Below are 25,495 nucleotides of genomic sequence, written 5' to 3'. Positions count from 1 at the left end.
TTAATGTTAGCGAAGGATATATATAAAACCATGACACTTGATAGTAGCAAGTATCCATTACTTAATTTGGTTGACGAGCCAGCCCAATTGCGTGACTTAGCGCAAGACAAACTCCCTGCATTTAGCAATGAGCTGCGCGATTATTTACTCAACTCAGTGTCGCAAAGTAGCGGTCATCTAGCGTCTGGTTTAGGGACGGTTGAACTAACCGTTGCGCTACATTATGTTTATAACACTCCAGACGATCGCCTAGTTTGGGATGTGGGTCACCAAGCTTATCCACATAAAATCCTTACAGGTCGTCGCGACCAAATGCACACTATTCGCCAAAAAGACGGTTTGCACCCTTTTCCTTTTCGCGATGAAAGCCAATACGATACGTTTAGCGTAGGCCATTCAAGCACCTCTATTTCAGCTGCCTTAGGTATGTCTATTGCCGCCCAAAAAGAAGGCAAAGGTCGAAAATCTGTAGCCATTATTGGTGACGGAGCTATCACCGCAGGCATGGCATTTGAAGCGATGAATCATTTAGGTGATGTAAAATCAGACATGCTTATTATTTTAAATGATAACGAAATGTCGATTTCTGAAAATGTTGGCGCATTAACAAATCACTTTGCCCGAATTCTATCAGGTAGCTTTTATACTAACATTCGTGAAGGTAGTAAAAAGTTACTCTCAGGTGTGCCTCCGGTAAAACAACTTGCCAGTAAAATGGAAGAGCACATTAAGGGGATGATGATCCCGGGAACCTTCTTTGAAGAATTAGGCCTAAATTACATAGGCCCAATTGATGGTCACGATGTAAACATGCTTGTAGATACATTACGTAATATGCGTAATTTAAAAGGCCCACAGCTTTTACATATAAAAACGCAAAAAGGTAAGGGCTACAAACCGGCTGAAGCCGATCCTATTGGCTACCATGGTGTACCAAAATTCGATCCGAGCACAACTAGCCTGCCTAAATCTAAACCTAGCGCTGCTACTTTTTCAAAAGTTTTTGGCGATTGGTTATGCGACATGGCAAAGCAAGACAGCAAGTTAATGGCTATTACGCCAGCAATGCGCGAAGGCTCTGGCATGGTACGTTTTTCTAAAGAGTTTCCAGATCAATACTTTGATGTGGCCATTGCAGAGCAGCATGCTGTTACTTTAGCGGCTGGTTTTGCTTGTGAAGGTTTAAAACCTGTTGTTGCTATTTACTCGAGCTTTTTACAACGTGCGTATGACCAATTAATACATGATGTTGCACTGCAAAACTTACCTGTATTATTTGCCATTGACCGCGCTGGTATTGTTGGAGCCGATGGTGAAACTCACCAAGGAGCGTACGATTTAAGCTTTATGCGCTGTATTCCAAATATGGTAATTATGGCACCAAGCGACACCAACGAATGCCGCCAAATGCTATACACCGGTTATAAAGAAAACTGCCCTGTTGCAGTTCGTTACCCTCGAGGTAGCGCAGGTACTGCAGACATTGAAAGCACTATGCAACTGCTTGAAATAGGTAAGGCAGATACAATTAAGAAAGGCAGTAAAATTGCCATTTTATCGTTCGGTACATTACTTGAAAACGCCCAGCTTGCAGCTAACGAATTAGATGCAACGCTTGTTAATATGCGTTTTATTAAACCACTTGATACTGCACTTTTAAATGAGCTTGCTACTAGCCACGATACCTTTGTTACGCTTGAAGATAACGCGATTGCTGGCGGTGCCGGCTCTGCAGTTAATGAATACTTGGCAACGCAAAAAGCTGATATTAATATCCTTAACTTAGGTATTCCTGATGAGTTTATTAAACACGGCACGCAAGATGAAATGCACGATGAAATGGGATTAGGCGAGCAAGGAATTTTAAACGCTATTAAGGCGTTTATTAATTAACTTCTATACATTTAAATGTAGAGCACATTAAAAAAGGAGCCTAGGCTCCTTTTTTAATGTCAAATATTGCTCATTAGCGCATCCACACTTTAATATCAGCTAGGCCATTACTTTGCAAAATACCTAACTGTTGATCAACATTAGAGTTTTGTTCAAACTCGAATGCATCGAGCTGATCATCAAACGTAATATTAGCCACACCATCACCACCGCGCTTTTTAACTTGATGCAGTGCTATATCGGCCAAGTTAATAGAGGTTTCCCAGCTAATTACCTGTCCGCCTAATAAAGGTAATGGATAAAATGACCAACCAATTGATGCCGTGATATTAGTTGTTTTTCCATTTGGTAATTGGAACGAATTAGCCGCTATTACTTTACAAAGTTCTGAAGCATAGCTGTCTATTTTATTGCATTTAAAATCGCGTAATAATAATAAAAACTCATCTCCACTCCAACGTGCCACATAGTCAGAGCCCTGCGTACGCGAATTTAACAATGCAGCCATTTGCTGTAAGCAGCTATCACCTGCAATTGGGCCATACGCATCGTTAATACGGCTGAAGTTATCAAAGTTAATAATTACCAGCACCAGTGACTTACCTTGTGCCTGCAGCGACTGTGAATTACGTTGAAAGTGCTCAATATCTTTAGGGAGTTGATCAAACAAAAAGCGGCGGCTACGTAGCCCTGTTAGCTCATCTGAGTGACTCACTAATTTAAGCTGTGAATTCACTTGGCCTAATTTATCATTAGCTTGGCGAAGCTCTAAGGTACGCTCAGTGATTAAGCCCTCTAATGCTTCTTGTTTTCTGCGCTCTTGTGCTCTAAACACCCAAAAAATGAGATAAAAAAGCAAAATAAAACCACTGGTAATTAAAAGCCTAAAGTAAATTGTTTCGTCAAAGCGCTCAGGCACTACAAAACCGTATTCTACATCTTGCGCTTTAGCCCAGTCTTCACCTTGGCGCTTAGCTTCTAATTGAAACAAAAACGAGCCAGGAGGCAAGTTAGTATAAATAGCTTCACGTCGCGTATTTGCATAGCGCCAGTCACTATCTAAGCCACTTAGTTTATATCTAAATTCAATGCTGTTTGGTGCATAGTAATCAATAGCTGTGTAAGTTAGCGTTATATCACGCTCGTCTGTTTCTAATGATGGTTTTTTACCAAGCGCAGCGGTAGTTAAATGACGAAGTGGCGTTGTTATTGTCTCTATTGTTGGCTTTAATGCAAGCACGCCAAATAGCTCTACATTTTTAGGTATTTCAACAACACCTTGTAAGCTTGGGTACCAAATAGAATTTCCGGTGTCTGCCACCGCATCATGCCCAAGTCCGCTACAACATTGATTCGCTTTACCATCGAGTTGACGGTCAAAAGATGAAATTACTTCTTCAACTTTTAGGCTTTTTATTTCTGTTTTAAATTGCTCTACAGGCATTCTGTAAACACCTTTCATGGTGCTTACCCAAACATGCTTTAACTTTTCATCATATTCTAGGCTAAATATAGAACCATACGGTAAACCATTAGCTGCATCGAGCTGACGCCATTGCCCTTGCGTACTTCTGTAAAAAAGCCCGTCGTTAAGAGAGCCGATTAAAATACCCACGCCATCTATATGTAGCACGCTAGTAACGTATGCGCTTTCAAGTGTTGTTTGGTCGCCAATTTTTTCAATGCCACGGTCTGTAAAGTAATATGCGCCCTTACTAGTACCAATCACACCAAAGTTTGTTTTATCTAATACGTAGGTAATAAACTTACTACCTAAAAAAGCGTTATAGGCAAAAGGCGTTAAACCAGCATAATTTAATCGATATAAACCGCGTCCGGTACCAATCCAAAAGCCGCCTTTACTAGAGCGACTTATTGCAAATACCGGATTATCGCGAAGTGCTCGACCAGGGACGGTGTAAAGTGTCTTGTTTTCAAAAACAAATAAGCCGCGCCCTGTGGCTATATATAATCGCTCACCATCAAATTGTAGATCATGTACTGACGCGTACCCATATTTACTACTTGGGACTAAATTAATAAAACTTTTATCTAAATCGAAATAACCAATGCCGCTTTTATTCGCAACCCACAGTTTACCATCGGGTGCTTGGCTAATAGCCATAACAGATTCGGTCATGTTTGAAACTGCTGAATGCCTTTCGACTCGTCCTTCATGAGCAAGCCACAAGCCTTCACTAAAGCTTGCTAACCAAACGTTATTTTTATCATCTCTAAAAATATCAGCAAACCATATACTTTGATCAAGTTGGCTAGGCTCTACCCATTGCCACTCACCGGTTTTATCTCTGAATAATAAGCGCCCATAGGTCGATACCCACAAGCCACCATCGGTATCACTCATAAACTTATAAACGGCTGAGTTATTTGCATTAGGTAAAGGAAAAGGTCTTAGCTCGTCATCTAAATCTAAAAAGTATGCACCTAGCTCAGAAGCTATATACAGATTACCATTTAAAAATGATAAATCGTGCACTATGGTTTGCGCTAAGCGCTCTGGTAAAGATATTTTTGCGGTAAGCTCTAAACGTAGTTTAGAAAAATCTGATGAGTTTTTTGTAAGGCGTAATAAATGACGATCATTAACCAGCCAAATGCCTTCAGGAGAGAGTGCCATTTGGCTAACAGAGCCAACTATTTGTGTGATCACAGTAGCATTAACAATAGGTAGAGGACCATTTACTTCAGTGCGTAAATCAACTTGCCCTCTATCTACATAGTATAAGCCGTTGGCCGCAATCCATATGCTACCTTTAGAGTCCTCAAGAATATCCCGCACTGGACCTTTAATATTAAATTCTTGTGCTGCAAATGTGGCTGGGTTAATAACTACCAAGCCACTTTTAGTGCCTACCCATAACAAACCACTAGAATCGACTAAAAGCTTATTAACACCATTACTAGGCAAGAATGGACTATTTTGCGTGTTGTAATTTGTAAATGTTGTACCATCAAAACGGCTTAAACCAAATTGCGTACCAAGCCACATATAGCCTTGCTGATCTTGCACAACACTTTTAAGTGATTGCGACGGTAGGCCATCTTTTATATTCCATTGCTTAACTACGTAATCAGTAATTGAAGCCCAACTTGGCGTCGCGCACAACATAAGTACACAAACCAGTAAAAATCGCATCATATTGCTGCCACCTAGTTAAACAAATCAAATATAAAAATTAAAAGGGCAGTAAACCCACTTTTATTAACGCTTGTAAACATATAAGCGAAAAAATACCCGCAAGTATATCGTCGGCCATTATACCTAAACCGCCATGTACTCGTTTGTCTAGCATACGGATTGGGCCGGGTTTTGCTATATCAAAAAAGCGAAATAACAAAAAACCTACGAGTAATGTTTGCCAACTAAGTGCTGCGCCAATCATAGTGATGTAATAACCCGCCACTTCATCCCATACAATAGCAGGATGATCGTGTACGCCTAAATCATCAGCCGTTTTACCGCACGCCCATATACCAAATATACTGATCACAACGGCAAATACAATTTGCAGCCATAACGGATAATACATGGTCATAAAAATGAATGGCAAGGCAGCAAACGTACCAAATGTACCGGGCGCTTTAGGGGCAAGCCCTGTCCCAAAGCCCAGACCAAAAAACTGATGTGGACGCTTTAAATTAAACTTGCGGTTATTGTTCAAACCAGCTCCTTTGCAAAGTGCTCAAAACCCTGCGGTTCAAAATCAAACTTTTCACCGTTGTGTAAAAGCTCAATTTGGCCATCGCCACTTTTAACTTGGCCAATGCATGTTGCATCTACACCATACTGGCGTAGCTTTATTTCTAACATACTTTTATTGCTATCAGGGACCGTAAAAATTAATTCGTAATCATCACCGTAACTGAGAATAAATGGCAGCTGCTGATTAAAATCAAGGCTTGCTTGCATCGCATCTGAAGTTGGAATACTTTCAATATTCACCACTGCACTTACTTGTGACATATCTAGTATATGACTTAAATCAGCGATTAAGCCGTCCGACACATCAATAGCCGATGATGCTAGGCCTCGTAATACCTGCCCTGCAGCAACACGTGGGGTTGGAAAGTCAAAGCGTTTATTTACGTACTTTAAATGTTCTGGATCAATACTTATACCTTGTTTGCGAGACTCAATTGCAAGTCCAGCGTCACCTAGCGGACCCGTAACATAAATCCAATCACCCACTTTTGCGCCACTACGACGAAGTGCAGTACCTTCGGGTACAGTCCCTTTCGCACAAATAGTGATGGTTAATGGGCCCTGAGTTGTATCGCCACCTATAATCTGCACATTAAAATATTCAGCAATTTCATGCATGCCATCAGTAAACTCTTCAATCCACTGTGGGTCAATACTTGGCAAAGTTAACGCAACTGAAACCCAAGTTGGCTCAGCACCCATGGCCGCTAAATCACTTAAATTAACAGCAAGCGCTCTGTGACCTAATGCACGAGGGGAAATATCATCAAAAAAATGTACGCCAGCAACAAGAGTGTCTGTTGTAACGGCAAGTTGGCAGTTTTGTGGAACGGTTACTAAAGCGCAATCATCCCCTATACCTAGGTTTACATCACGACGGGTGATACCGCGACCTTTAAAGTAGCGGTTAATTAATTCAAATTCCTTCATACACAAAAAAGCCGGCCTATGCCGGCTCCCCTCTTTAACGGTTTACTTACTTGCGTAAATGCTTAACAGCTTTATCAAGTACACCGTTTACAAATTTATGGCTGTCTTCAGCGCCAAAAATTTTGGCCAGCTCAATACCTTCGTTAATAGCAACTTTATAAGGTACGTCTTCACGGAACTTAAGCTCATAGCTGCTTAAACGTAAAATTGCACGCTCAACCATATCTAAGTCATCAAACGGACGTGTTAAATGTGGTGATACAGCTTCGTCTAATTGCTTATAATTTACAGCAACACCCGTCGCTAGATCTTTAAAGTATTCAACATCAATTTTAGTAACGTCTGTTTCGATCAACATTTGTTGTTCGATATCGGCAATTAAATTGCCACTTATTTGCCAAGAATAAACGGCTTGGAGTGCTAAGATACGTGCTTTACGTCTTGCTGCTGGTTTCACAAAAATTCCTTAAACTTAAATTTTATCTAACACATTAACCATTTCAAGCGCGCCTAAAGCAGCTTCGCCGCCTTTATTGCCCATTTTGGTGCCAGCACGCTCAATTGCTTGTTCAATGCTTTCTGTGGTTAATACGCCAAATGCAACCGGGATATCATACTCAAGTGATACTTGCGCAAGACCTTTGTTTGATTCGCCAGCAACTAGGTCAAAGTGTGGTGTACCACCTCTGATCACTACGCCTAATGCGATGATTGCATCATACTCTTTTTTTGCCGCAACGCGTTTAGCCGCTAAAGGTAATTCTACCGCGCCTGGCACATAAATAACGGTAATGTCGTCATCTGATACGCCACCTGTGCGTTTTAGCTCATCAACAGCACCTGCAAGGAGGCTGCTACCAATAAAGTCATTAAAACGAGAAATGACAATGGCAAATTTTTTGCCTGGAGCGTACTTATTACCTTCAATAATTTTCATTTGATAACCCTAAAAATAAGTTCAAGCGGTTGCGATTGCGCAAAAATTGCTGCGCATCATACCATAAAAATAAAATAATAGCCTAGTTTAAGCGTGATGCTTATTGTGGCTCAACGTAATCAACAACTTCTAAATGAAAGCCCGAAAGTGCATGGTACTTTTTGGGGCGACTCATTAATCGCATTTGTTTAATTCCAAGATCGGCAAGTATTTGCGAACCTACGCCAACAGTACGAGATGTACCTTTGAATTTACGTGGCGTAACGCTTTCGCCAGCATCAGCTGCTGCAAATGCTTTCACAGTTGCCTCTAACTCTTCAGTGCTTTCTTGCTTACCTAAAATAACTAAAGCACCTCCATTTTTAGCGATATAAGCCATTGCTTCTGAAAGGCCCCAGCTACGGTCAGCACTTCTGTCTGAAAGTAGAATATCGTTAAAGGTACTTTGCAAATGTACACGTACATTTGTCGGCTCTTGAGCTTTTATATCGCCTTTGAGCAATACGTAATGTAATTGGCCGTCAATTGTGTCTTTGTAAGTAACTAAATCAAATTCACCATGAACAGTTGGTAACTTACATTTTGCTACTTGCTCAATTGTTGTTTCGTTTAAGTTGCGGTATTCGATTAAATCAGCAATGGTGCCAATTTTAATATCGTGCTCTTTCGCAAAAACTTCTAAATCAGGGCGACGTGCCATAGTGCCGTCAGCATTAAGTATTTCAACAATAACAGATGATGCTTCAAGTCCAGCTAAACGCGCTAAATCACAGCCAGCTTCAGTGTGTCCTGCGCGAGTTAATACGCCACCAGGTTGCGCCATAATAGGAAAAATATGTCCAGGCTGAACAATATCACTTGGGACTGCGCCTTTAGCTATAGCCGCTTGCACTGTACGCGCTCTATCTGCTGCTGAAATACCGGTTGTAACACCTTTTGATGCTTCTATCGACATTGTAAAGTTAGTCGAAAATGCTGCACCATTGTTTTTAACCATTAACGGTAAATCAAGTTGCTCGCAACGCTCTTGCGTCATGGTTAAACAAATTAAACCACGGCCATGGGTAGCCATGAAATTAATCGCTTCTGCGCTAATATGCTCAGCAGCTATTATTAAATCGCCTTCATTTTCTCTATCTTCATCATCCATTAAAATAACCATTTTACCGGCTTTAATATCGTCGATGATTTCTTGCGCACTGTGTAAATTCATAAATTTGCTCGTGTAAGTTGTCAGTTTCGTTATTTAATAAAACCCGCTTTAGCGAGTAAGCTCATCGAAATATCAGAGCCCGTTGGTTGCTCTGCACCCTTTATAAGGCGCTCTAAATAACGTGCAATTTGATCGACTTCTAAATTAACTTGAGTACCTACTTTAAAATGAGCAATTGTGGTTTGCTCACTCGTGTGTGGGACAATTGTTAATTTGAATTTATTACCCTCTACAGCGTTTACTGTCAGGCTTATACCATCAATACATACCGAACCTTTGTACGGAATGTATTTCATTAAATTTTCGTCAGTTGTAAGCCAATATTCTGTTGCTCTGGCGTTTGCTGTAATACTTGTAATTGTTGCGATACCATCAACATGGCCAGATACTAAATGACCGCCTAAACGAGAAACAGGTTGCATGGCTTTTTCAAGATTCACCGTTTGTCCTAAAGCATAGTGAGCAAAACCGGTCAAACTAATCGTCTCATTAGATAAATCCGCACTAAAACCATCAATATGTTTATCAACTACAGTTAAGCAAACACCATTAGTTGCAATGCTGTCACCTAACTTTACGTCTGTCATATCAAGATCAGCACTTTGGATACGAATGGCTAAGTCGCCTTGTTTTTTTTGTAATAAAGCAATTTTGCCTGTGGCTTCTATTATCCCAGTAAACATAGCACTACTCTTTTTATTAAGTGATTTTAATGAGTTTTGACGCGGTGATACGTAAATCGTCACCAATGCGCGCACATTCATTAAATGTTAAATCAACGGTGTTTTGCATACTCGTCAATTCAGGAAAATTAACTAAACTTTTTGCATCATGGCCCATTAGTTTAGGCGCTAAATAAAAAACAAACTCGTCAACTAAATTAAGCTCTGTCATTTTACCAGCAAGTGTTGCGCCAGCTTCAAGCCAAACATTATTAAACTGCAGTTGCCCAAGTTTTTCTAAAACGGCTTGTAAATCAACTTTACCGTTACTTTCACTGACTTCAATATGCTTTACAAAATGCGGCCATTGCAATGATTTATCAACCTTAGTCGTAAATATTATTACATCACTTTGGATTTCAAATAAAGCAAGGTCAGGTGTTAAACGGTTTTGAGAGTCAATTATAACACGCACGGGCTGGCGAAGCGGCAAATCAGTAGGCAGTGTGCAAGGCAGCTCACTTAGTCGCACATTAAGTTTAGCATCATCGACTAACACTGTATCGGCACCGGTTAAAATAGCGCAGCTTTTCGCTCGGTATAATTGTACGTCTTGTCGAGCAGCAGGACTTGTGATCCACTTACTTTGCCCATTTTTAAGCGCTGTTTTACCATCAATACTCGCTGCCATTTTGCAAATCACATAAGGTAAGCCTTGCTCCATACGCTTAAAAAAGCCAACGTTAAGTGCGCGAGCTTGTGATTCGAGTAACCCGTAAGCAACGTCAATACCCGCGTCGCTCAGTATTTTAAGGCCTTTGCCAGCAACTTGTGGATTTGTATCAACCATAGCAGCAATTACTTTTACCACACCGGCAGCTTTTAAGCCTTCGGCGCACGGTGGCGTACGGCCATAATGACTACACGGTTCAAGCGTTACATAAGCCGTTGCACCTTGTGCATTTTTTCCAGCGACAGCCAGTGCATTTACTTCTGCATGACCTTGACCAGCTAATTGATGGAACCCCTCACCAATTATTTGATTATTTTTAACTAAAACACAGCCAACATTAGGGTTAGGTGTGGTAGTAAACCGACCTTTTTTGGCAAGCTCTATGGCGCGTGCCATATACATTTCATCATGTTCAGTAAAAGTAATTTGGTTAAGCATTTATTATACCAATTGCGTTAAATAAGTGGTCCATTATAGCGCTAAGAAAATAGCGCAATAACAAGGCGAAAATTATGACATATAGTTGTTCTATATGAATAATTTTTAACGCAGTGAGTGCGCTATTTAATGCGATAGAATGATCATATTTTTAATAAAATTGGTATTACTCCCCTAAGCGGGCAATTTCTTCGCCAAATTCGCGTATATCTTCAAACGAGCGATAAACAGAGGCAAATCTTACGTACGCTACTTTATCGAGCTTCTTGAGGGCTTCCATAATGCATTCACCAACCAAATGGCTTGAAATTTCTCGCTCGCCTGTAGCACGCAACTGCGATTTTATTATATTCACTACTTCGTCTACTTGCTCTGTGCTCACTGGGCGTTTTTCGAGTGCGCGATTTAAGCCATTTAATAATTTATCTTCGTTAAATGGTTCGCGGCTGCCGTCTTGTTTAATAACACGAGGCATAACCAGTTCAGCGCCTTCAAATGTAGTAAAGCGCTCATGGCAGTCGTTGCACTCACGGCGCCTGCGAACTTGATGGCCTCCACCAACAAGGCGTGAGTCAATAACTTTAGTATCTTTTGCGGTACAAAATGGACAATGCATAGCTCGGTACTTCCGTTTTAAAACAAAAAAGGCCGCTATTTAGCGGCCTTTAATCTTAGCAAAAAAATAGGGTCTGTTGACCTTTCAGGATTAAATTTGTTCTATCTAGGGGCGATTTAATCGCGGCGCGAGGTTTGTAACCTAGTGGGCTAAGTAAAAACCGAGCAAAGCTTCCGCGTCCTGCTCACGCCCCTTACCTACATCCATGTAGGCAACAAAGAGTAAATCGCCCCTAGGACGAACCCGAGGGCAGTGCATGTTTGGCATTTATGCTGCGTTATCGCCTATTTGTGTGGAGTAACCACACTACATAGACTCTGCCTTGCCTAAAAACCAAACACACTACTGCAAATTAAACCTCGAAAGATAAACAGGCCCCTAGCCTATGTGATCTAAATTACTGCTGCTTATGCAATTAAGCGTAAACAGGTAATTTTGCACAAATTGCTTTTACTTTTTCTTTAACTTGCGCCTGTACAGATTCATCAGTGATATTATCTAGTACGTCACAAATCCAGCCAGCAAGCTCTTTTGATTCTTCTTCTTTGAAACCACGACGAGTGATTGCAGGAGAACCAATACGCAAACCAGATGTTACAAACGGAGAACGTGGATCGTTTGGCACTGAGTTTTTGTTAACTGTGATGTTAGCGTTACCAAGGGCTGCATCTGCATCTTTACCAGTAATATCTTTATCGATTAAATCGAGTAGGAATAAGTGGTTTTCAGTTTTGTCAGATACGATTTTGTAGCCGCGCTCTTGCATTACAGCAACCATTGCTTTTGCGTTTTTAACAACTTGTGTTTGGTATACTTTAAATTCTGGTTGAAGCGCTTCTTTAAATGCCACTGCTTTTGCTGCAATAACATGACATAAAGGACCACCTTGGCCACCAGGGAAAACTGCGCTGTTAAGCTTTTTATAGATTGCTTCGTCGCCACATGCAGAGATAATTAAACCACCACGAGGACCAGCAAGTGTTTTATGCGTAGTTGTAGTTACAACATGTGCATGAGGAACTGGGCTTGGGTAAACGCCTGCCGCAATTAAACCTGCAACGTGAGCCATATCAACAAACAGGTAAGCACCTACTTTGTCAGCAATTTCACGGAATTTAGCCCAATCAACAATACCTGAGTACGCTGAGAAACCACCAATAATCATTTTTGGTTTATGCTCAAGTGCTAGTGCTTCAACCTGTGCGTAATCAATTTCGCCCGTTGTTTCATCTAGTCCGTATTGAATTGCATTGTAAAGCTTACCAGAGAAGCTTACGTGTGATCCGTGAGTTAAGTGACCACCATGAGCTAAGCTCATACCAAGTACAGTGTCGCCTGCTTCTAATAGCGCTAGAAAAACAGCAGCATTAGCTTGCGAACCAGCATGTGGTTGTACGTTTGCGTAGTCAGAACCAAATAACTCGTTAGCACGGTCAATTGCTAATTGCTCAACAACATCAACGTGCTCACAACCGCCATAATAACGTTTGCCAGGGTAACCTTCTGCGTATTTATTTGTAAGCTGTGAACCCTGCGCTTCTAGTACGCGTGGGCTACAGTAGTTTTCTGAAGCGATTAGTTCAATGTGCTCTTCTTGGCGAGCAGTTTCTTTGTTTATCGCGTCAAATAACTCTGGATCAAAATCCGAAATATTCATGCTACGTTCTAACATTGGGGTCTCCTAGGGCAACGTGTATGGTGTTTTTTAGAGGCTTTATTGTACGCTTTAAACGACTCTTTGCCTACGCTCTTAAGTTGAGGATATTTAAACAGGGATTGAAACTATTTCACAGACTTTTTAAGATGATATTTTCTTATAAAACCATAACGATTTTAAATGAATGCTATTTCCTACATTTAATTAGTAAATGCAACTCACTAGATTTAAAAGCCTAAAGTTATAAAAAAAGGCGGCATAACCGCCTTTTTGAATTAATTAACTTAGCCAAGTTTAGCAAGTATTTCTGTACGTAATGCGTCGTAATCGGCCTTTATATCGCTTGCTAGGCATGGTTTTGCTAGTGCGTCGCTAAGTGGTTTTGGCATACCTAATTCAATATTTAAAATACCCTCTACGCTTTCTTTAAACTTAGCAGGGTGAGCTGTGGCTAAAAAGATACCCGCGGCCCCTGGCGCTCGATTTTCAACAAGACCTTGGTACGCAATAGCAGTGTGAGGCTCTGCAACATAACCCGTTTGTTGAATTTTTTTCATCACCGATTGCGTGTCTTCCTCGTTTACGCTAGTTGAATAAAAGTTATCGTAGCTAAACCAGTTATTATCTAACATTGTTTGCACACGCGGCCAGTTGTTTGGCTTACTTACATCCATTGCATTTGAAAGCGACTCAAGTGTTGCGTTTGGCGTCCAGGTTTTATCAAGCATAAAGCGCGGCACAGTATCATTTTGGTTGGTTGTTGCACTTAATTTACCTACAGGTAAGCCAATAACCGCACCAATCATTGCAGCACATACATTACCAAAGTTGCCACTTGGCACTGATATATGCGCTGTTGCGCGTTTTTCTTTTGGTAGTTGTGCAATGGCCTCAAAGTAATAACAAACCTGAGCAACTAAACGGCTAATATTAATTGAATTAGCAGAATTAAGCCCAAGTGTTGATTTAACTTCTTCATCTAAAAAGGCATTTTTAACCAACTCTTGGCAATCATCAAAACTGCCATCAACTGCGTAACAATGAATATTGTTACCTAACGTAGTAAATAGCTTTTGCTGAGCAAGTGAAATTTTGCCTTTAGGATATAAGATGACAACATCGATATTCGGCTTGTTATAAAAAGCATGTGCAACGGCTGCACCAGTATCGCCCGATGTTGCGGTTAAAATAGTTACTTTTTCATCTTTATTAAATTGCGCTAAACACTCAGCCATAAAGCGACCACCAAAGTCTTTAAACGCAAGCGTAGGACCATGAAACAACTCTAAGCAATATGTATTCTCTTCAACTTCCACCAGCTTAACTGGAAAGTTAAATGCATTTTTAACCATTTGTGCCACAGTGTCGCTTGGCAGCTCATCACCAATTAGGTGAGATAATATTTTGCCACTGCGTGTAACAAAGTCCATATCAAGCAATGCATCAACATCGGACAGTGGGGCAAGGGATTCTGGGAAAAACACACCTTGATTACGACCCAAACCTGTTTTTACGGCTTCAACGAACGACACTTTTTGTGAGCTATCTTTTAAATTATGTAATTGCATGACTACCTATCCTATAAAACTGTTAATTGACGCGTGCCGTCGTTATCTAATTTACAAATGTGGCAAAAGCCTTGCTCGTTAATGTAATTTGCCTCTAACCACTGTGCGCATTGCTGTGCAGCTTCAAGTGTTTTACATACACTAAACAAGGTGGGTCCTGCACCCGAAATACTCACTATTTCAGCGCCCAGCGCTGGTAAGCTTGCTTTGGCTTCACTAAAACCTTTAATAAGCGGTGCGCGGTAAGGTTCTGCTATTTCATCTTTCATTATGCTTAGCGCATCGTCAAAACGATTAGTCAACAGTAAGCTACTAAATGCCGATAAACGCTGTGCAAACTCAACACTTGCATGCATGCTCAACTCTTTTGGTAAAACCGAGCGCGCTTTTGCAGTGTTGAGTGAAAAACCAGGGAACGCAGCAACGTAGTACCAATTTTCATCAACAGGCAGTGCAATCGATTTATCAGGGATTAAATCACCTGTTAATTGCAAACCACCTAAATAGCATGGCGTGATGTTGTCGTAATGACGACCACCGCTCACTACTGCTTCAAAGTCAGCCATAAGCTCAATAAGCTCAACCTGACTTAAGTTAGTTTGTGCAAACTTATCAAGGGCAGCAAAGGTAGCCACGACCGAGCATGCACTAGAACCAAGTCCAGATCCAATTGGTAAATTCTTTTTAAGCTCGAGCTTTACGCTTGGCATATCAGGCGCAACATGCGCTCTAAAATGTACTAAACACTGGTACGCTAAGTTTTCATTCGCATCACTTGGTAACTTGTGAGCGTAGTCGCCAGTACAAATAAATTCGTCACTTGGTGCTGCACTTACAACAGCTACATCGCCTAATAAACTACCATCAATTGGCGCAAGCGCTGCGCCAAGAGCATCAAAACCTACTGCAAAATTACCAATAGACGCCGGAGCATATACTTCAATCATAACGAGCTCCTAGCGCGATAGTGTTTTTAAAATATCAGCAAATACACCCGCTGCTGTTACTTCAGAGCCGGCACCATAACCACGAATTACAAACGGACGTGGCTGGTAGTATTGGCTTAAAATAGCCAGCGCGTTTTCGCCATCGCGAATTACATTAAGCGCATGTTTTTCATCAACAGCCTCAATACCTACTTTACAGTGACCTTCTTTAATTGTACCTACATAACGAAGTACCTTTCCTTCGCTCGCAGCACTTTGAATGCGCTCATTAAAATCAGCATCTAGGCTTGGTAGTTTTGCCATAAACTCATCAACGCTATCACCTTGTGCAAAACCTTGTGGTAATACTGACTCAACTTCAATATCGCTTAGCTCCAACTTCATACCGGCTTCGCGAGCGATGATCAGTAACTTACGTGCTACATCGGTACCCGATAAATCATCACGAGGATCTGGCTCAGTAAAACCGCTTTCTTTGGCTTTAATAGTTGCCTCAGAAAGTGATAAACCATCTTGAAGTGCACCAAACATATACGAAAGTGAGCCTGATAAAATACCGCTAAACTCTAGTAACTCATCACCGGCACCAAATAATGACTGCAAGTTATCGATTACTGGTAAACCTGCACCAACGTTAGTCTCGTATAAAAATTTACGATTATTCTTTTGCGTAGCAGCTATTAAATCTTGGTAATACGTGTATGAGCTTGTTGTCGCTTTTTTATTAGCTGCAACCACATGAAAACCTGCATTTAAAAAGTCTACATACTGCGCAGCAAGTGCATCTGAAGATGTACAATCTACTAGTACCGGATTCACTAAGTGGTTTTGCTTAACAAATTGCTCTACTAATTTTAAATCAAATGCTTGCTCAGATGAGGCCAATTTTTGCTGCCAATCACTAAAAGCGATGCCTTCGTTATCAAGGTGTAATTGACGAGAGTTAGCAACACCATACAAGTTAAGTTTAATATTACGCTTTTCAAGCCAAGCTTGCTGACGTTCAAGCTGATTAATAAGCTCTTGCCCTACTAAGCCACAACCTAGTAAAAACACATCAATTGACGGCACATGCGTGAAAAAGTTTTCATGGCATATTTTTACAGCGTCATTACATAACTCACCATCAATTACCGCAGAAATAGCACTTTCTGTAGAATCCTGTGCAATTGCCACAATATTTACTTGCGCTTGTGCAAGCGATGCAAAAAACTTAGCCGCTAAGCCACGGTGTGCGCGCATGTTGTCGCCCACTAAAGTAACAATAGCTAAATTACGCTGTACTTGTACAGGCTCAATAAGCCCTGCTTGTAATTCAAGCTCAAATGCAGTTTGTAGCGCATCGAGTGCAAGTGCTAGGTCTGTTTCGTGCACACAAAAACTAATGCTAAATTCACATGATGATTGCGTGATCAATACAATTGATACGTTATCGTGAGCAAGCGCGTTAAATACCTTAGACGCCATGCCTACTTTACCTTTCATGCCAGGGCCTGAAACAGTTAACATTGCAAGGTCTTGTAAGCTAGAAAGCGCTTTTACGGGCTCATCAGATGAATAATCATTACCAATTAATGAGCCTTGTGCGTCTGGGTTATGCGTATTTTTAATTTCACATGGCACGCCTGCTTTAGCACACGGTAAAATTGTTTTTGGGTGAAGTACTTTTGCACCAAAGTAAGAAAGTTCCATCGCTTCTTTATAAGATAAAAAATCGACTTTAGTGGCTTTTTTAATATAACGAGGATCAGCGCTATATACGCCATCAACGTCAGTCCAAATTTGGCAAATCTCAGCTTCTAAACATGCCGCAGCAATAGCTGCTGAGTAATCTGAACCATTACGGCCAAGCGTTGTAAGCTCACCTTTATCATTACTCGCCGTAAAACCAGGCATAATATAAATAGTTGCAGGGTTTTCTTTAAGCACAGCTTGAAAGCGAGCTTTACTTGCCACTAAATCAGCTTCTGCATCAATGTAGCCACCAGTTGAAGCAATACAGCTTGTTGCTTCTAAGTACCTTGCATCTTGTGAGCTCAATAAAGCCTGCATTAAAGAAACGCTAACGCGCTCTCCAAAGCTAATTACAAATGCGCGAACTTGATCAGGGCAACACTGTATAAGCGACACGCCATCTAATTTATTTTTAAGCTCGCCTAGGTCTGGCCAGCTTGTAACTACTACGCCACTTTTTTCAACGTCAGCTTTTAAGCCTTCACAACGACTCGCTAATGCTTGCCATTGCTGCGAAAAATCTAAGCCTTGCTCTGCAGCACTTGCAAGTGCAACTAGCGAATCGGTCATTCCACCTGGAGCAGAAAGCACCAATAACATTTCATCTTTTAATTGTGCTTTAACTAACTGAGCTACCTGTTGTAAGCATGCATAATCGGCAAGTGAAGACCCACCAAATTTTAAAACTCGCATTGTTTATGTTCCTCATCCCATAAAACGAAAAAAGGCCTGTGTTCTAAGTGAACACAGGCCTTTAAATTTGTTGCACCGACCTATGCCACTATCCAGTAAGAATGATGGTTGTAATAATAATGGTCAGTACGCGATTAATTGTTTTCATATGTTAAGACTGCCTTAACAAAGGCTATGCTGTCAACCCTAAATTAAAAGATAAAACAGCCTTTTTTAACATGAAAAAACCTAATGAATGCCAAATTTATGCAATATTTCATTCAAGCTTGATTTATTAATAGGTTTATCAATAAAATCAATTGCGCCAAGTTGGGCGACTCGTTGCTTCATTTTTTCCTGTATATCAGCAGAAATAACCAACACAAAGCACTCTATTTTTTCTGTTTTTATAGTTTCAAGTACTTGTATACCATCAACCTCTGGCATGGTGAGGTCTAGGCACAGTAAATCAAAGTTTTGTGCTCTTAAAAGATCGAGGGCGTTTGCTCCATTTATAGCTTGTTGTATATCTGCGTCTATACACTCATTTAAACACCGCACGACTTGTTTACGAGCAACAGCAGAATCATCACAGACTAATACAGAAAATTTCATCATGTTTACTACTACACAACCATCAAAGTTATTAAAAGACCATCTTTCTTTGCACTCAGGACACTTTAACACGCATCTAAATACTTAGCGCATTAATAATTCAATGCAATGATAAATATAGAATTAACTCATTTAAATATGATTAACGAAACTAAATTCTAATCAAACTTACAAAACTTAACGTCTAACAAATTTACTAATTCATAGCTGAGTTTAATTACATTAATACTACATACCTACTTAATTAGATTTATCTTATTAAATTTTAACTTTTTTATTTATTTTTAGAGGTTTATTGACTAACTTTTAAATTACAATAGTAACGTTACAAAAATAACAAAGGATGAACAAGTCACTCATGTTACAAAAAAGCCTTTCTAAGAAGCTGCTAACAAGCGTTTTATCCGTTTATTTTTTGCTTACCTTCGTAGTGACTTGCGGACAGGTGCTTGCTGAATATCTCAATACTAAAGACTATATACGTGATGAATTAAGTACATTACAAAAAACCTTTAGTCGTAGCTTAACACGTGCAATTTGGGAGCTTAATACCAAGCAAACAATTACAACAGCAGAAGGTTTACTCGCCATTCCCATGATTGAAGGGATTATTGTTCGAGATGACAGCGGCGAAATTATTTCACAGTTAGGGCGCTCGCTCGACATACATAAGCTATATAACCAACAGTTAGTACAAGAAGAAGCTATTTTAGAAGACGCGAAATCCGGTCTGTTTGGTTACACCTTTCCACTTATTTTTGAATTTTCTGGCCGTGCTACCCAAGTGGGCGACGTTACCTTGTTCTCTAGCCGAGAAGTTGTTTTCAGCCGAATTATGGTATCAATCTACTTTTTGATTGGTAATGCGATGATTAAAACCACCTTTTTAATCATTTTATTTTTAATGGCATTTAGAAAGCTTCTTACAGATCCCTTAGCTGAGCTTACTGAGCAACTAGAAAACCTAGAATTAGATGAGCTAGAAGGACAGCACATAGAAATAGAAACAGAGGAGCATAACGAACTAAAAGTAATGGAGCAGTCGTTTAACAAACTAATAGATAAAGTGGTTCAGTACAGAAAAGAGCTTGAGCACACCCAAAAAGAACTCATTATTAGTAACGAAAAGCTCGATCATCACAACATACAACTAGAGCAAGACGTAGCCCGTAAAACATCAAACTTAAGCCAAGCAATGATGGAATTACAACAGCAAAAATACGAACTTGAAAAGCAAAAAATTGTGCTCACTGAAGAAATAGATTTACGCCGCAGCACAGAGCAAGAGCTAATTACAAAACAAACTGAATCTCAGCGTTATATAGAAGAGTTAAGCCTTGCACAGGAACGTTTATTGGGCACAGAGAAGATGGCCGCACTAGGCGGACTTGTGGCGGGTATTACACATGATATAAACACCCCTATTGGTATAGGTGTAACGGCAATATCGTTTTTGCAAGAACGCTTGAATAAACTCGAAATTGCTTACAGTGAAAAAACACTTTCACCAAAAGCACTAGAAGAATTTATTAACGAAGCAAAACAAAGTACAAGCTTGTTAACCACTAACTTAGATAGAGCCTCAGAGCTTATTGCTAGCTTTAAGCAAATAGCGGTCGATCAGGCCAGTGAAGCTGTAAGAACTATTAACTTTAAAGATTACACTAACGAAGTAATACGCTCACTGCATCCAAAACTAAAAAAGACATCCCATACAATAAAATTAGAATGCCCTGATGATTTAGTTTTAAATTTACCTGCAGGCGCCATCAGCCAAATTTTTACTAACTTAATTATGAATTCACTCATTCATGGCTTTGAAGGTAAAAGCAACGGTGTGATGGATATAAAAATAAGCGCAGATGACACTAACTTAACGATTGATTACAAAGATGACGGTAACGGAGTTACCAGTGAGCAATTGAAAAAATTGTTTGACCCATTCTTTACGACTAAACGCGATGAAGGCGGAAGCGGATTAGGTACCCATATAATGTTTAATTTAGTTAAACAAACTCTTAGTGGATCTATTGATGCAACGAGTGAACCAGGCAAAGGTCTGCGTTACTATATTCAATTTCCAAAGAACATGGCTAAGCCAATGCCTATTTTTGATAAATATGAATAAAAAAAGTATATGCATTAAATTATTAGGGCGTGTTGATCTTTGGTGGTTGAATTTGCAGCGACATGTTTGGTTTTTAGGCAAGGCAGAGCCTATGTAGTGTGGTTATTCCCCATAAATATTTGATAACGCAGCATAAATACCAAACATGCGCTGCCCTTTGAGCTCGATCTAGGGACGATTAACTCTTTGTTGCCTACATGGATGTAGGTAAGGGGCGTGAGCAGGACGCGGAAGTTTTGCTCGGTTTTTACTTATTCTTACATGGATGTAAGCCTGTAGGGTAACGCAGGAGCAGTTACCGAGCCCACTAGGTTACAAACCTCGCGCTGCGATTTAATCTTCCTTGGATTGAACAAATTTCAATCCATAAAGTTCAACACGCCCTAGTAACAAATCAGTCATTTCGAGATGCTGTTTTTATTGCTATGATTGGACAAATTTTTCAAATGGATCAATTCCCCTATGTGGTTTAGTAACCTTATTTGTTACCGCTTTAAGCAAGACGTTTCATACACCCAAGAAGATTTTGATAAAGCATTAGAGCAAGATTTATTTCGCCCATGTACTGGTCAAGAGCTTGCAACATTTGGTTGGACGAAAGCGTTTGGAAAGCATGGCGAAACACTATCGCATTTTTCTCAAAAAAGTATTTTAGTTTGCGCAAAACGTGAAGAAAAAGTACTCCCAGCTTCTGTTATAAACGAACTAGTTGCTGAGAAAATTGATCAGATAGAAGCCGAAGAAAACCGCCCTGTTAAAAAGAAAGAAAAAGACGAATTAAAAGAAAACATTCTTCATACTCTTCTACCCCAGGCATTTAAAAAGTCGAGCTTACAATTTGCCTTTATTGACCAAGAAAATGGCTGGGTGGTGGTAAATAGTGGCAGCTTTAATAAAGCTGAAGAGCTACTGGCACTACTTCGTAAATCGTTAGGAACGCTCCCAGTTGTACCTGCGTTTGCTAACTACGACCTAGATGTATTCTTAACTGATTGGTTAACTAACTTTAGTACACCAGAAGGCTTTGCTATTGGCTCTGACGCTGAGCTTGAAGAAGCTGACGACAGCGGTGCACAAGTAAAACTAAAAGGCCATGATCTGGCATGTGATGAGGTTAAATCGCACTTAGAAAGTGGTAAACGCGTAACTAAACTGGCACTTGATTGGCAAGAACGCCTCAAGTTTATGCTGCAAAACGATGGCTCTATCAAGCGTTTAAGCTACTCTGAAACTCTAAAAGAAGAGAACGCAGATATTCCTAAAGAAGATATGGCTTTAAAACTTGATGCTGACTTTATTTTAGCTTCTGAGGAAATAAAGCAATTACTTGAAGAACTAACTGCTGGCTTAGGTGACGTTGAAGATTTAGAAAAAGCGTAAATACCACAACCTACATAAATATTTAAGCGCTTTGAAGCATTAAATAGATTCATATATAAGCAGGTTGGTATAACAGATAAAAATCCGATAGCAGTTTACTGCTATCGGATTTTTTAATGGAATTTTTAGAAGCGCTTATTTATATATTTGTTATCCGCGAACAGAATTTAGCTAACGTTCGGCGTATTAAAACCTAAGGTAATCATCTTTTAAGTAAGAGCTTACAGCAAGGTTCAAAGAAAAGTTATGTAGAGTGATATGAGATTATTTGTATTCACTTCAAGCCGGAATGCACAAAAACTGAAGTTTTGATTTTAATTGAAATCACTAACTTATTTGTGCAGATAACTTATTTTAGCTTTTAGCGTCTTCAACTTTAGGTTGGCGATATATTTTTATAATGTGGTATAAATTTACAAGCGACAATAAGCCGTTGGTAAAAATAACAGGTACTGCGCCAATGGCAACACCGTATGCAGTAAATACAATACAACCAAACATGTTGTACCAACGCAGTTTTACTACATCTGTCATTGTTAACGATGCAACCAATAAAGCTGATGCAATATAGCCTAAATATTCCCAACTCAATTGTTCTCTCCTAGCCTTTAGGTTAGCATTACATGTACTGCTAACTTATGGCACTTATAAGTATTGCAAAGTTACAACAAAATAAAAAAGCTAACTTGCTTAAAAACCTGAAAAAGTTTGCCGGAAAATACCAGCAAATTCTTAAATCATTACACGGGAAATGAAGGTAAAATAATACTATTAGCAAAGCTAATAATATTAGTAGCAAGTTAGCGTAAATTCTTAGTGTCTTAATGCTAACGTCATTAAGATGTAATAAATAGGACAAATGTCCGAAGAGCACATTGATGTTTCAATACCATTTTCCTAGTTACCTTGTTGATCAGCTTTTAACCTTTGCCGGTAGTAGCTATCAACAATCAAAAAAAGAAGTTCTGATCCATCAAGATCAGCCTTTAAGCAAGCTTGTGCTTGTACGCAGTGGCACTGTGTCGTTTAGTTACGACGTAGGTAATGGACGACGCCTGCTGTTAGGACAATTGGATTGTAACAACACCCTTATTGGTGAAATAGAAGCGCTAAATAATAATCCGTGTATTTATACGGTAACGTGCTTTAGCGATGTAACTTATAATCTTATTGAATTAAGACATTGGCGTGCTCTGTTGCTGGAAAAACCAGAACTGAGTTTATACACCGCACAAACTATTGCGGCTAAATTTCAGGAAAACCAAAAAATCAATTTAGATAAGCTACTACTACCATTGAGCTACAACATAGCCAAAGATTGCTTACTAAGAGCCGAGAACAACAACCCTACGCTACTTAGAGCCTATCCAACTGTAAATGCTGAAGCCGAACGCTTTGCTACCACTGAGCGAGCTTACAGACGTGTTGTTACAGAACTTGTCGAAAAAGGCTTGGTACTTAGAAGTAACGATGGCTTACAAGCAGTCGATATACCAAAGCTAAGTGAATACGTAGATAGCTTTGCTCAACTTTAAGTTATTTAAAATTTACCCATAAAAAAAGGCCTTAACGGCCTTTTTCTATTTATACAAATTACTGATTACTTCTCTAGCAAAATGTCATGAATTTTCACAAGATCAGATTTACCTGCAATAATTTCATCCGGTGTTAAACCCGATAGTTCATGCGGGAACACTAACCACTCTTCAGACTCATGAATATAATAATCTGGAACAGTGTCTACTTTTGAGTTTTTTGGCTTGTAGTACGGACATGCAATACGAATATCACGTGGCAAGTTTAAGCGCATAAGCTCTGAAAGCTTTTCTTTTAATGCAACAATACTACGACCAGAGTCAAATACATCATCAACAATTAATAATGAGTCGCCTGCATTTGCGTTCTCAACGATGTAATGCAAACCGTGGACTTTAATTTCTTTAGATTGTTTACCAATACCGTAATAAGACGATGTACGTACTGCAATGTGGTCAGTCTCAATGCCTTTATAATCGTAATATTCTTGAACAGCAATACCGATCGGTGCACCACCTCGCCAAATACCAATAATAAAATCAGGACGAAAGCCATCTTGGTATACTTGTGCCGCTACGCGGAACGAATCTTCAAGCAGCTGTTGAGCTGTGATGTAGCACTTATCTGACATAATTAGAAACCCCAGTGGTGGATATAAGATTTGAGCGCAGCTTAGAGTTAAGCAAAAATTAAACTCAAACAGGTATTGGCGACGGATTTTACCGCAAATGAAATAAAATTGCTTGCCTGTAAATTAAAAAATAGGCACCCAAGGGTGCCTATTTTTAGTGTAAAAAGCATAATTTAGTAAATATTATGCTTTTTCTTGTAGGGTACGAGCAACCGTACGCATACCTTGAGTTGTTGCGCCCGCTGCCCATTGGCTTGTACTGCCCATGTTAAAAGCAGCAGCTAAATCTATGTGCACCCAGCCTTTGCCATCGTTTGGCACAAAGCGTGATAAAAAGCCTGCAGCATTCGATGCACCGCCGTAACCGCCACCCTTTTGTGCACGGCTATTTGCCGTATCAGCATATGGAGATGGGCAGTTTTGTTGATGCCATTTTTCAAGAGGCAGTGGCCAAGCAGCTTCCATTTCTTGAGATGCAAAACTTTCAACTTCACGTGCAAGTTCTTTATCAAGTGCAAATAATGCATTGTACTCTTGGCCAACAGCAACAAGCGCTGCTCCAGTTAGTGTTGCTGCATCAATGATAAGTGGAGCGCCAGTCTCTCCTGCTGCCATTAAGCCATCAGCAAGTACTAAGCGACCTTCAGCATCCGTGTTTACAATTTCAACTGTTGTGCCATTTTTATAAGTAAGAATGTCACCTAATTTGTATGCATGACCCGAAATTAAGTTCTCAGCACAACATAAAAACAGCTTAATACGTTTTTCAATACCACGGTTAATAGCCAATGCTAAACCTGCTGTTACTGTTGCAGCGCCGCCCATGTCGCACTTCATACCAAGCATACCTTCGCTTGATTTAATTGAGTAACCACCTGAGTCAAACGTAATACCTTTACCTACAAGCGCAGCACTTACTGGTGCATTTTCGTCGCCTGTTGGGTTGTAATCAAGCTCAAGCAATACTGGTGGGCGAACACTACCGCGACCAACTGCATGAATACCAATCCACTGTTGTTCTAGTAACGCATCACCTTTAATAATTTGGTAACTTACGTGTTCAGGCGCTAATGATTGAATAAACTCAGCTGCTTTTTCAGCTAGGCTTTCTGGGTAAATGTCATCGGCAGTACCGTTAACCATTTCACGTGCCCAAATTGCTGACGTTTTTAAGTGAGCAAGTTCTTTAATATCTGATTGTGCGTTATCAACAAACTCAACACCGTTTAATGATTTTGGTGTTACAAAGCCTTGGTAAAAAGCCCACTGGCTTTCTGTACACCAAGTATCACCTGCTAATTCAACATTTTTAACGCCTTGGCTTGCAATAGTACGGCCTGCTTTTTGAACATTTTTTAATGTGTCTTGCTCAGATAAATGAACAGTTGCACCACGCTCGTTAAAAGACAATGACGCATTATCGCCCCAATGACTCGCTGCTGCTTGTTCGCTTAGTTGAACAACAAATTTTTCACTCATGT

21 protein-coding genes are annotated in these 25,495 nt (G+C 40.0%); 4 read left to right on the top strand and 17 right to left on the bottom strand.

From position 1 onward, the window contains the following. The first annotated feature begins 30 nt into the window (after positions 1–30). Complete coding sequence (gene dxs / locus QT16_RS19955) at positions 31–1,893, top strand: 1-deoxy-D-xylulose-5-phosphate synthase (protein ID WP_039490430.1); 1,863 nt, start codon at positions 31–33, stop codon at positions 1,891–1,893. 73 nt (positions 1,894–1,966) lie between these two features. On the opposite strand, the gene QT16_RS19950 is transcribed toward dxs, so the two are convergent. From QT16_RS19950 to QT16_RS19885, 14 genes are all read right to left on the bottom strand, one after another. Next, the gene (locus QT16_RS19950) at positions 1,967–5,053 is read right to left on the bottom strand and encodes a ligand-binding sensor domain-containing diguanylate cyclase (RefSeq protein WP_002961745.1); all 3,087 of its coding nucleotides are present in this window, start codon (positions 5,051–5,053) and stop codon (positions 1,967–1,969) included. A gap of 37 nt (positions 5,054–5,090) precedes the next feature. Beyond that, on the bottom strand, positions 5,091–5,576 hold the full coding sequence (locus tag QT16_RS19945) for a phosphatidylglycerophosphatase A family protein (protein WP_024596288.1): 486 nt from the start codon (positions 5,574–5,576) through the stop codon (positions 5,091–5,093). Then, positions 5,573–6,547: a thiamine-phosphate kinase gene (thiL, locus tag QT16_RS19940; protein WP_039490428.1), complete on the bottom strand. Its 975-nt coding sequence runs from the start codon at positions 6,545–6,547 to the stop codon at positions 5,573–5,575. Before thiL ends, QT16_RS19945 begins: the two co-directional genes overlap by 4 nt. A 46-nt stretch (positions 6,548–6,593) precedes the next feature. Then, positions 6,594–7,004 carry a transcription antitermination factor NusB gene (gene nusB, locus QT16_RS19935; protein WP_002961751.1) on the bottom strand — a complete coding sequence of 137 codons (411 nt, stop codon included), beginning with the start codon at positions 7,002–7,004 and terminating at the stop codon, positions 6,594–6,596. Positions 7,005–7,019: 15 nt separating this feature from the next. Beyond that, entirely contained in the window at positions 7,020–7,484 is a 465-nt protein-coding gene (gene ribH / locus QT16_RS19930; RefSeq protein WP_002961753.1) for a 6,7-dimethyl-8-ribityllumazine synthase, read from the bottom strand. A gap of 100 nt (positions 7,485–7,584) precedes the next feature. Then, complete coding sequence (ribBA, locus tag QT16_RS19925; protein WP_039490426.1) at positions 7,585–8,697, bottom strand: bifunctional 3,4-dihydroxy-2-butanone-4-phosphate synthase/GTP cyclohydrolase II; 1,113 nt, start codon at positions 8,695–8,697, stop codon at positions 7,585–7,587. Positions 8,698–8,726: 29 nt separating this feature from the next. After that, positions 8,727–9,380 (bottom strand): riboflavin synthase, encoded by a 654-nt coding sequence (locus tag QT16_RS19920; protein ID WP_002961757.1) that lies wholly within the window; start codon positions 9,378–9,380, stop codon positions 8,727–8,729. 16 nt (positions 9,381–9,396) lie between these two features. Beyond that, positions 9,397–10,530, bottom strand: a complete 1,134-nt coding sequence (ribD, locus tag QT16_RS19915) for a bifunctional diaminohydroxyphosphoribosylaminopyrimidine deaminase/5-amino-6-(5-phosphoribosylamino)uracil reductase RibD (protein ID WP_039490424.1) — start codon at positions 10,528–10,530, stop codon at positions 9,397–9,399. Between the two features lie 166 nt (positions 10,531–10,696). Then, positions 10,697–11,146, bottom strand: a complete 450-nt coding sequence (gene nrdR, locus QT16_RS19910) for a transcriptional regulator NrdR (RefSeq protein WP_002961761.1) — start codon at positions 11,144–11,146, stop codon at positions 10,697–10,699. Between the two features lie 415 nt (positions 11,147–11,561). After that, positions 11,562–12,818, bottom strand: coding sequence for a serine hydroxymethyltransferase (glyA, locus tag QT16_RS19905; RefSeq protein ID WP_002961763.1), 1,257 nt, complete (start codon positions 12,816–12,818; stop codon positions 11,562–11,564). Positions 12,819–13,087: 269 nt separating this feature from the next. Continuing rightward, positions 13,088–14,371 (bottom strand): threonine synthase, encoded by a 1,284-nt coding sequence (gene thrC, locus QT16_RS19900; protein WP_039490421.1) that lies wholly within the window; start codon positions 14,369–14,371, stop codon positions 13,088–13,090. 11 nt (positions 14,372–14,382) lie between these two features. Continuing rightward, a complete protein-coding gene (thrB, locus tag QT16_RS19895; protein WP_039490420.1) occupies positions 14,383–15,318 on the bottom strand; it encodes a homoserine kinase in 936 nt (311 codons plus the stop codon). Positions 15,319–15,327: 9 nt separating this feature from the next. Further along, on the bottom strand, positions 15,328–17,745 hold the full coding sequence (thrA, locus tag QT16_RS19890) for a bifunctional aspartate kinase/homoserine dehydrogenase I (protein ID WP_039490419.1): 2,418 nt from the start codon (positions 17,743–17,745) through the stop codon (positions 15,328–15,330). Positions 17,746–17,973: 228 nt separating this feature from the next. Continuing rightward, complete coding sequence (locus QT16_RS19885) at positions 17,974–18,342, bottom strand: response regulator (RefSeq protein WP_039490418.1); 369 nt, start codon at positions 18,340–18,342, stop codon at positions 17,974–17,976. Positions 18,343–18,697: 355 nt separating this feature from the next. Here QT16_RS19885 and QT16_RS19880 point away from each other — a divergent pair, with 355 nt between their 5' ends. Together QT16_RS19880 and rdgC are read left to right on the top strand one after the other, a co-directional pair. Beyond that, positions 18,698–20,467, top strand: a complete 1,770-nt coding sequence (locus QT16_RS19880) for a sensor histidine kinase (RefSeq protein WP_039490417.1) — start codon at positions 18,698–18,700, stop codon at positions 20,465–20,467. Positions 20,468–20,929: 462 nt separating this feature from the next. Continuing rightward, positions 20,930–21,847, top strand: a complete 918-nt coding sequence (gene rdgC, locus QT16_RS19875; protein WP_002962662.1) for a recombination-associated protein RdgC — start codon at positions 20,930–20,932, stop codon at positions 21,845–21,847. Between the two features lie 354 nt (positions 21,848–22,201). On the opposite strand, the gene QT16_RS19870 is transcribed toward rdgC, so the two are convergent. Continuing rightward, positions 22,202–22,438, bottom strand: a complete 237-nt coding sequence (locus tag QT16_RS19870; RefSeq protein ID WP_002962663.1) for a YgjV family protein — start codon at positions 22,436–22,438, stop codon at positions 22,202–22,204. Between the two features lie 287 nt (positions 22,439–22,725). Between QT16_RS19870 and QT16_RS19865 the strand changes: the two genes are divergently transcribed. Next, positions 22,726–23,382, top strand: coding sequence for a Crp/Fnr family transcriptional regulator (locus QT16_RS19865; RefSeq protein WP_039490414.1), 657 nt, complete (start codon positions 22,726–22,728; stop codon positions 23,380–23,382). A gap of 65 nt (positions 23,383–23,447) precedes the next feature. On the opposite strand, the gene QT16_RS19860 is transcribed toward QT16_RS19865, so the two are convergent. After that, on the bottom strand, positions 23,448–24,014 hold the full coding sequence (locus QT16_RS19860) for a phosphoribosyltransferase (protein WP_002962666.1): 567 nt from the start codon (positions 24,012–24,014) through the stop codon (positions 23,448–23,450). A gap of 183 nt (positions 24,015–24,197) precedes the next feature. Continuing rightward, entirely contained in the window at positions 24,198–25,493 is a 1,296-nt protein-coding gene (pepB, locus tag QT16_RS19855) for an aminopeptidase PepB (RefSeq protein WP_002962668.1), read from the bottom strand. Between the last annotated feature and the right edge of the window lie 2 nt (positions 25,494–25,495).

The organism is Pseudoalteromonas distincta (assembly GCF_000814675.1).
GTDB lineage: Bacteria > Pseudomonadota > Gammaproteobacteria > Enterobacterales > Alteromonadaceae > Pseudoalteromonas > Pseudoalteromonas distincta.
Note: the sequence above shows the minus strand (reverse complement) of the source record. Positions and strands in the feature narration are given on the sequence as shown.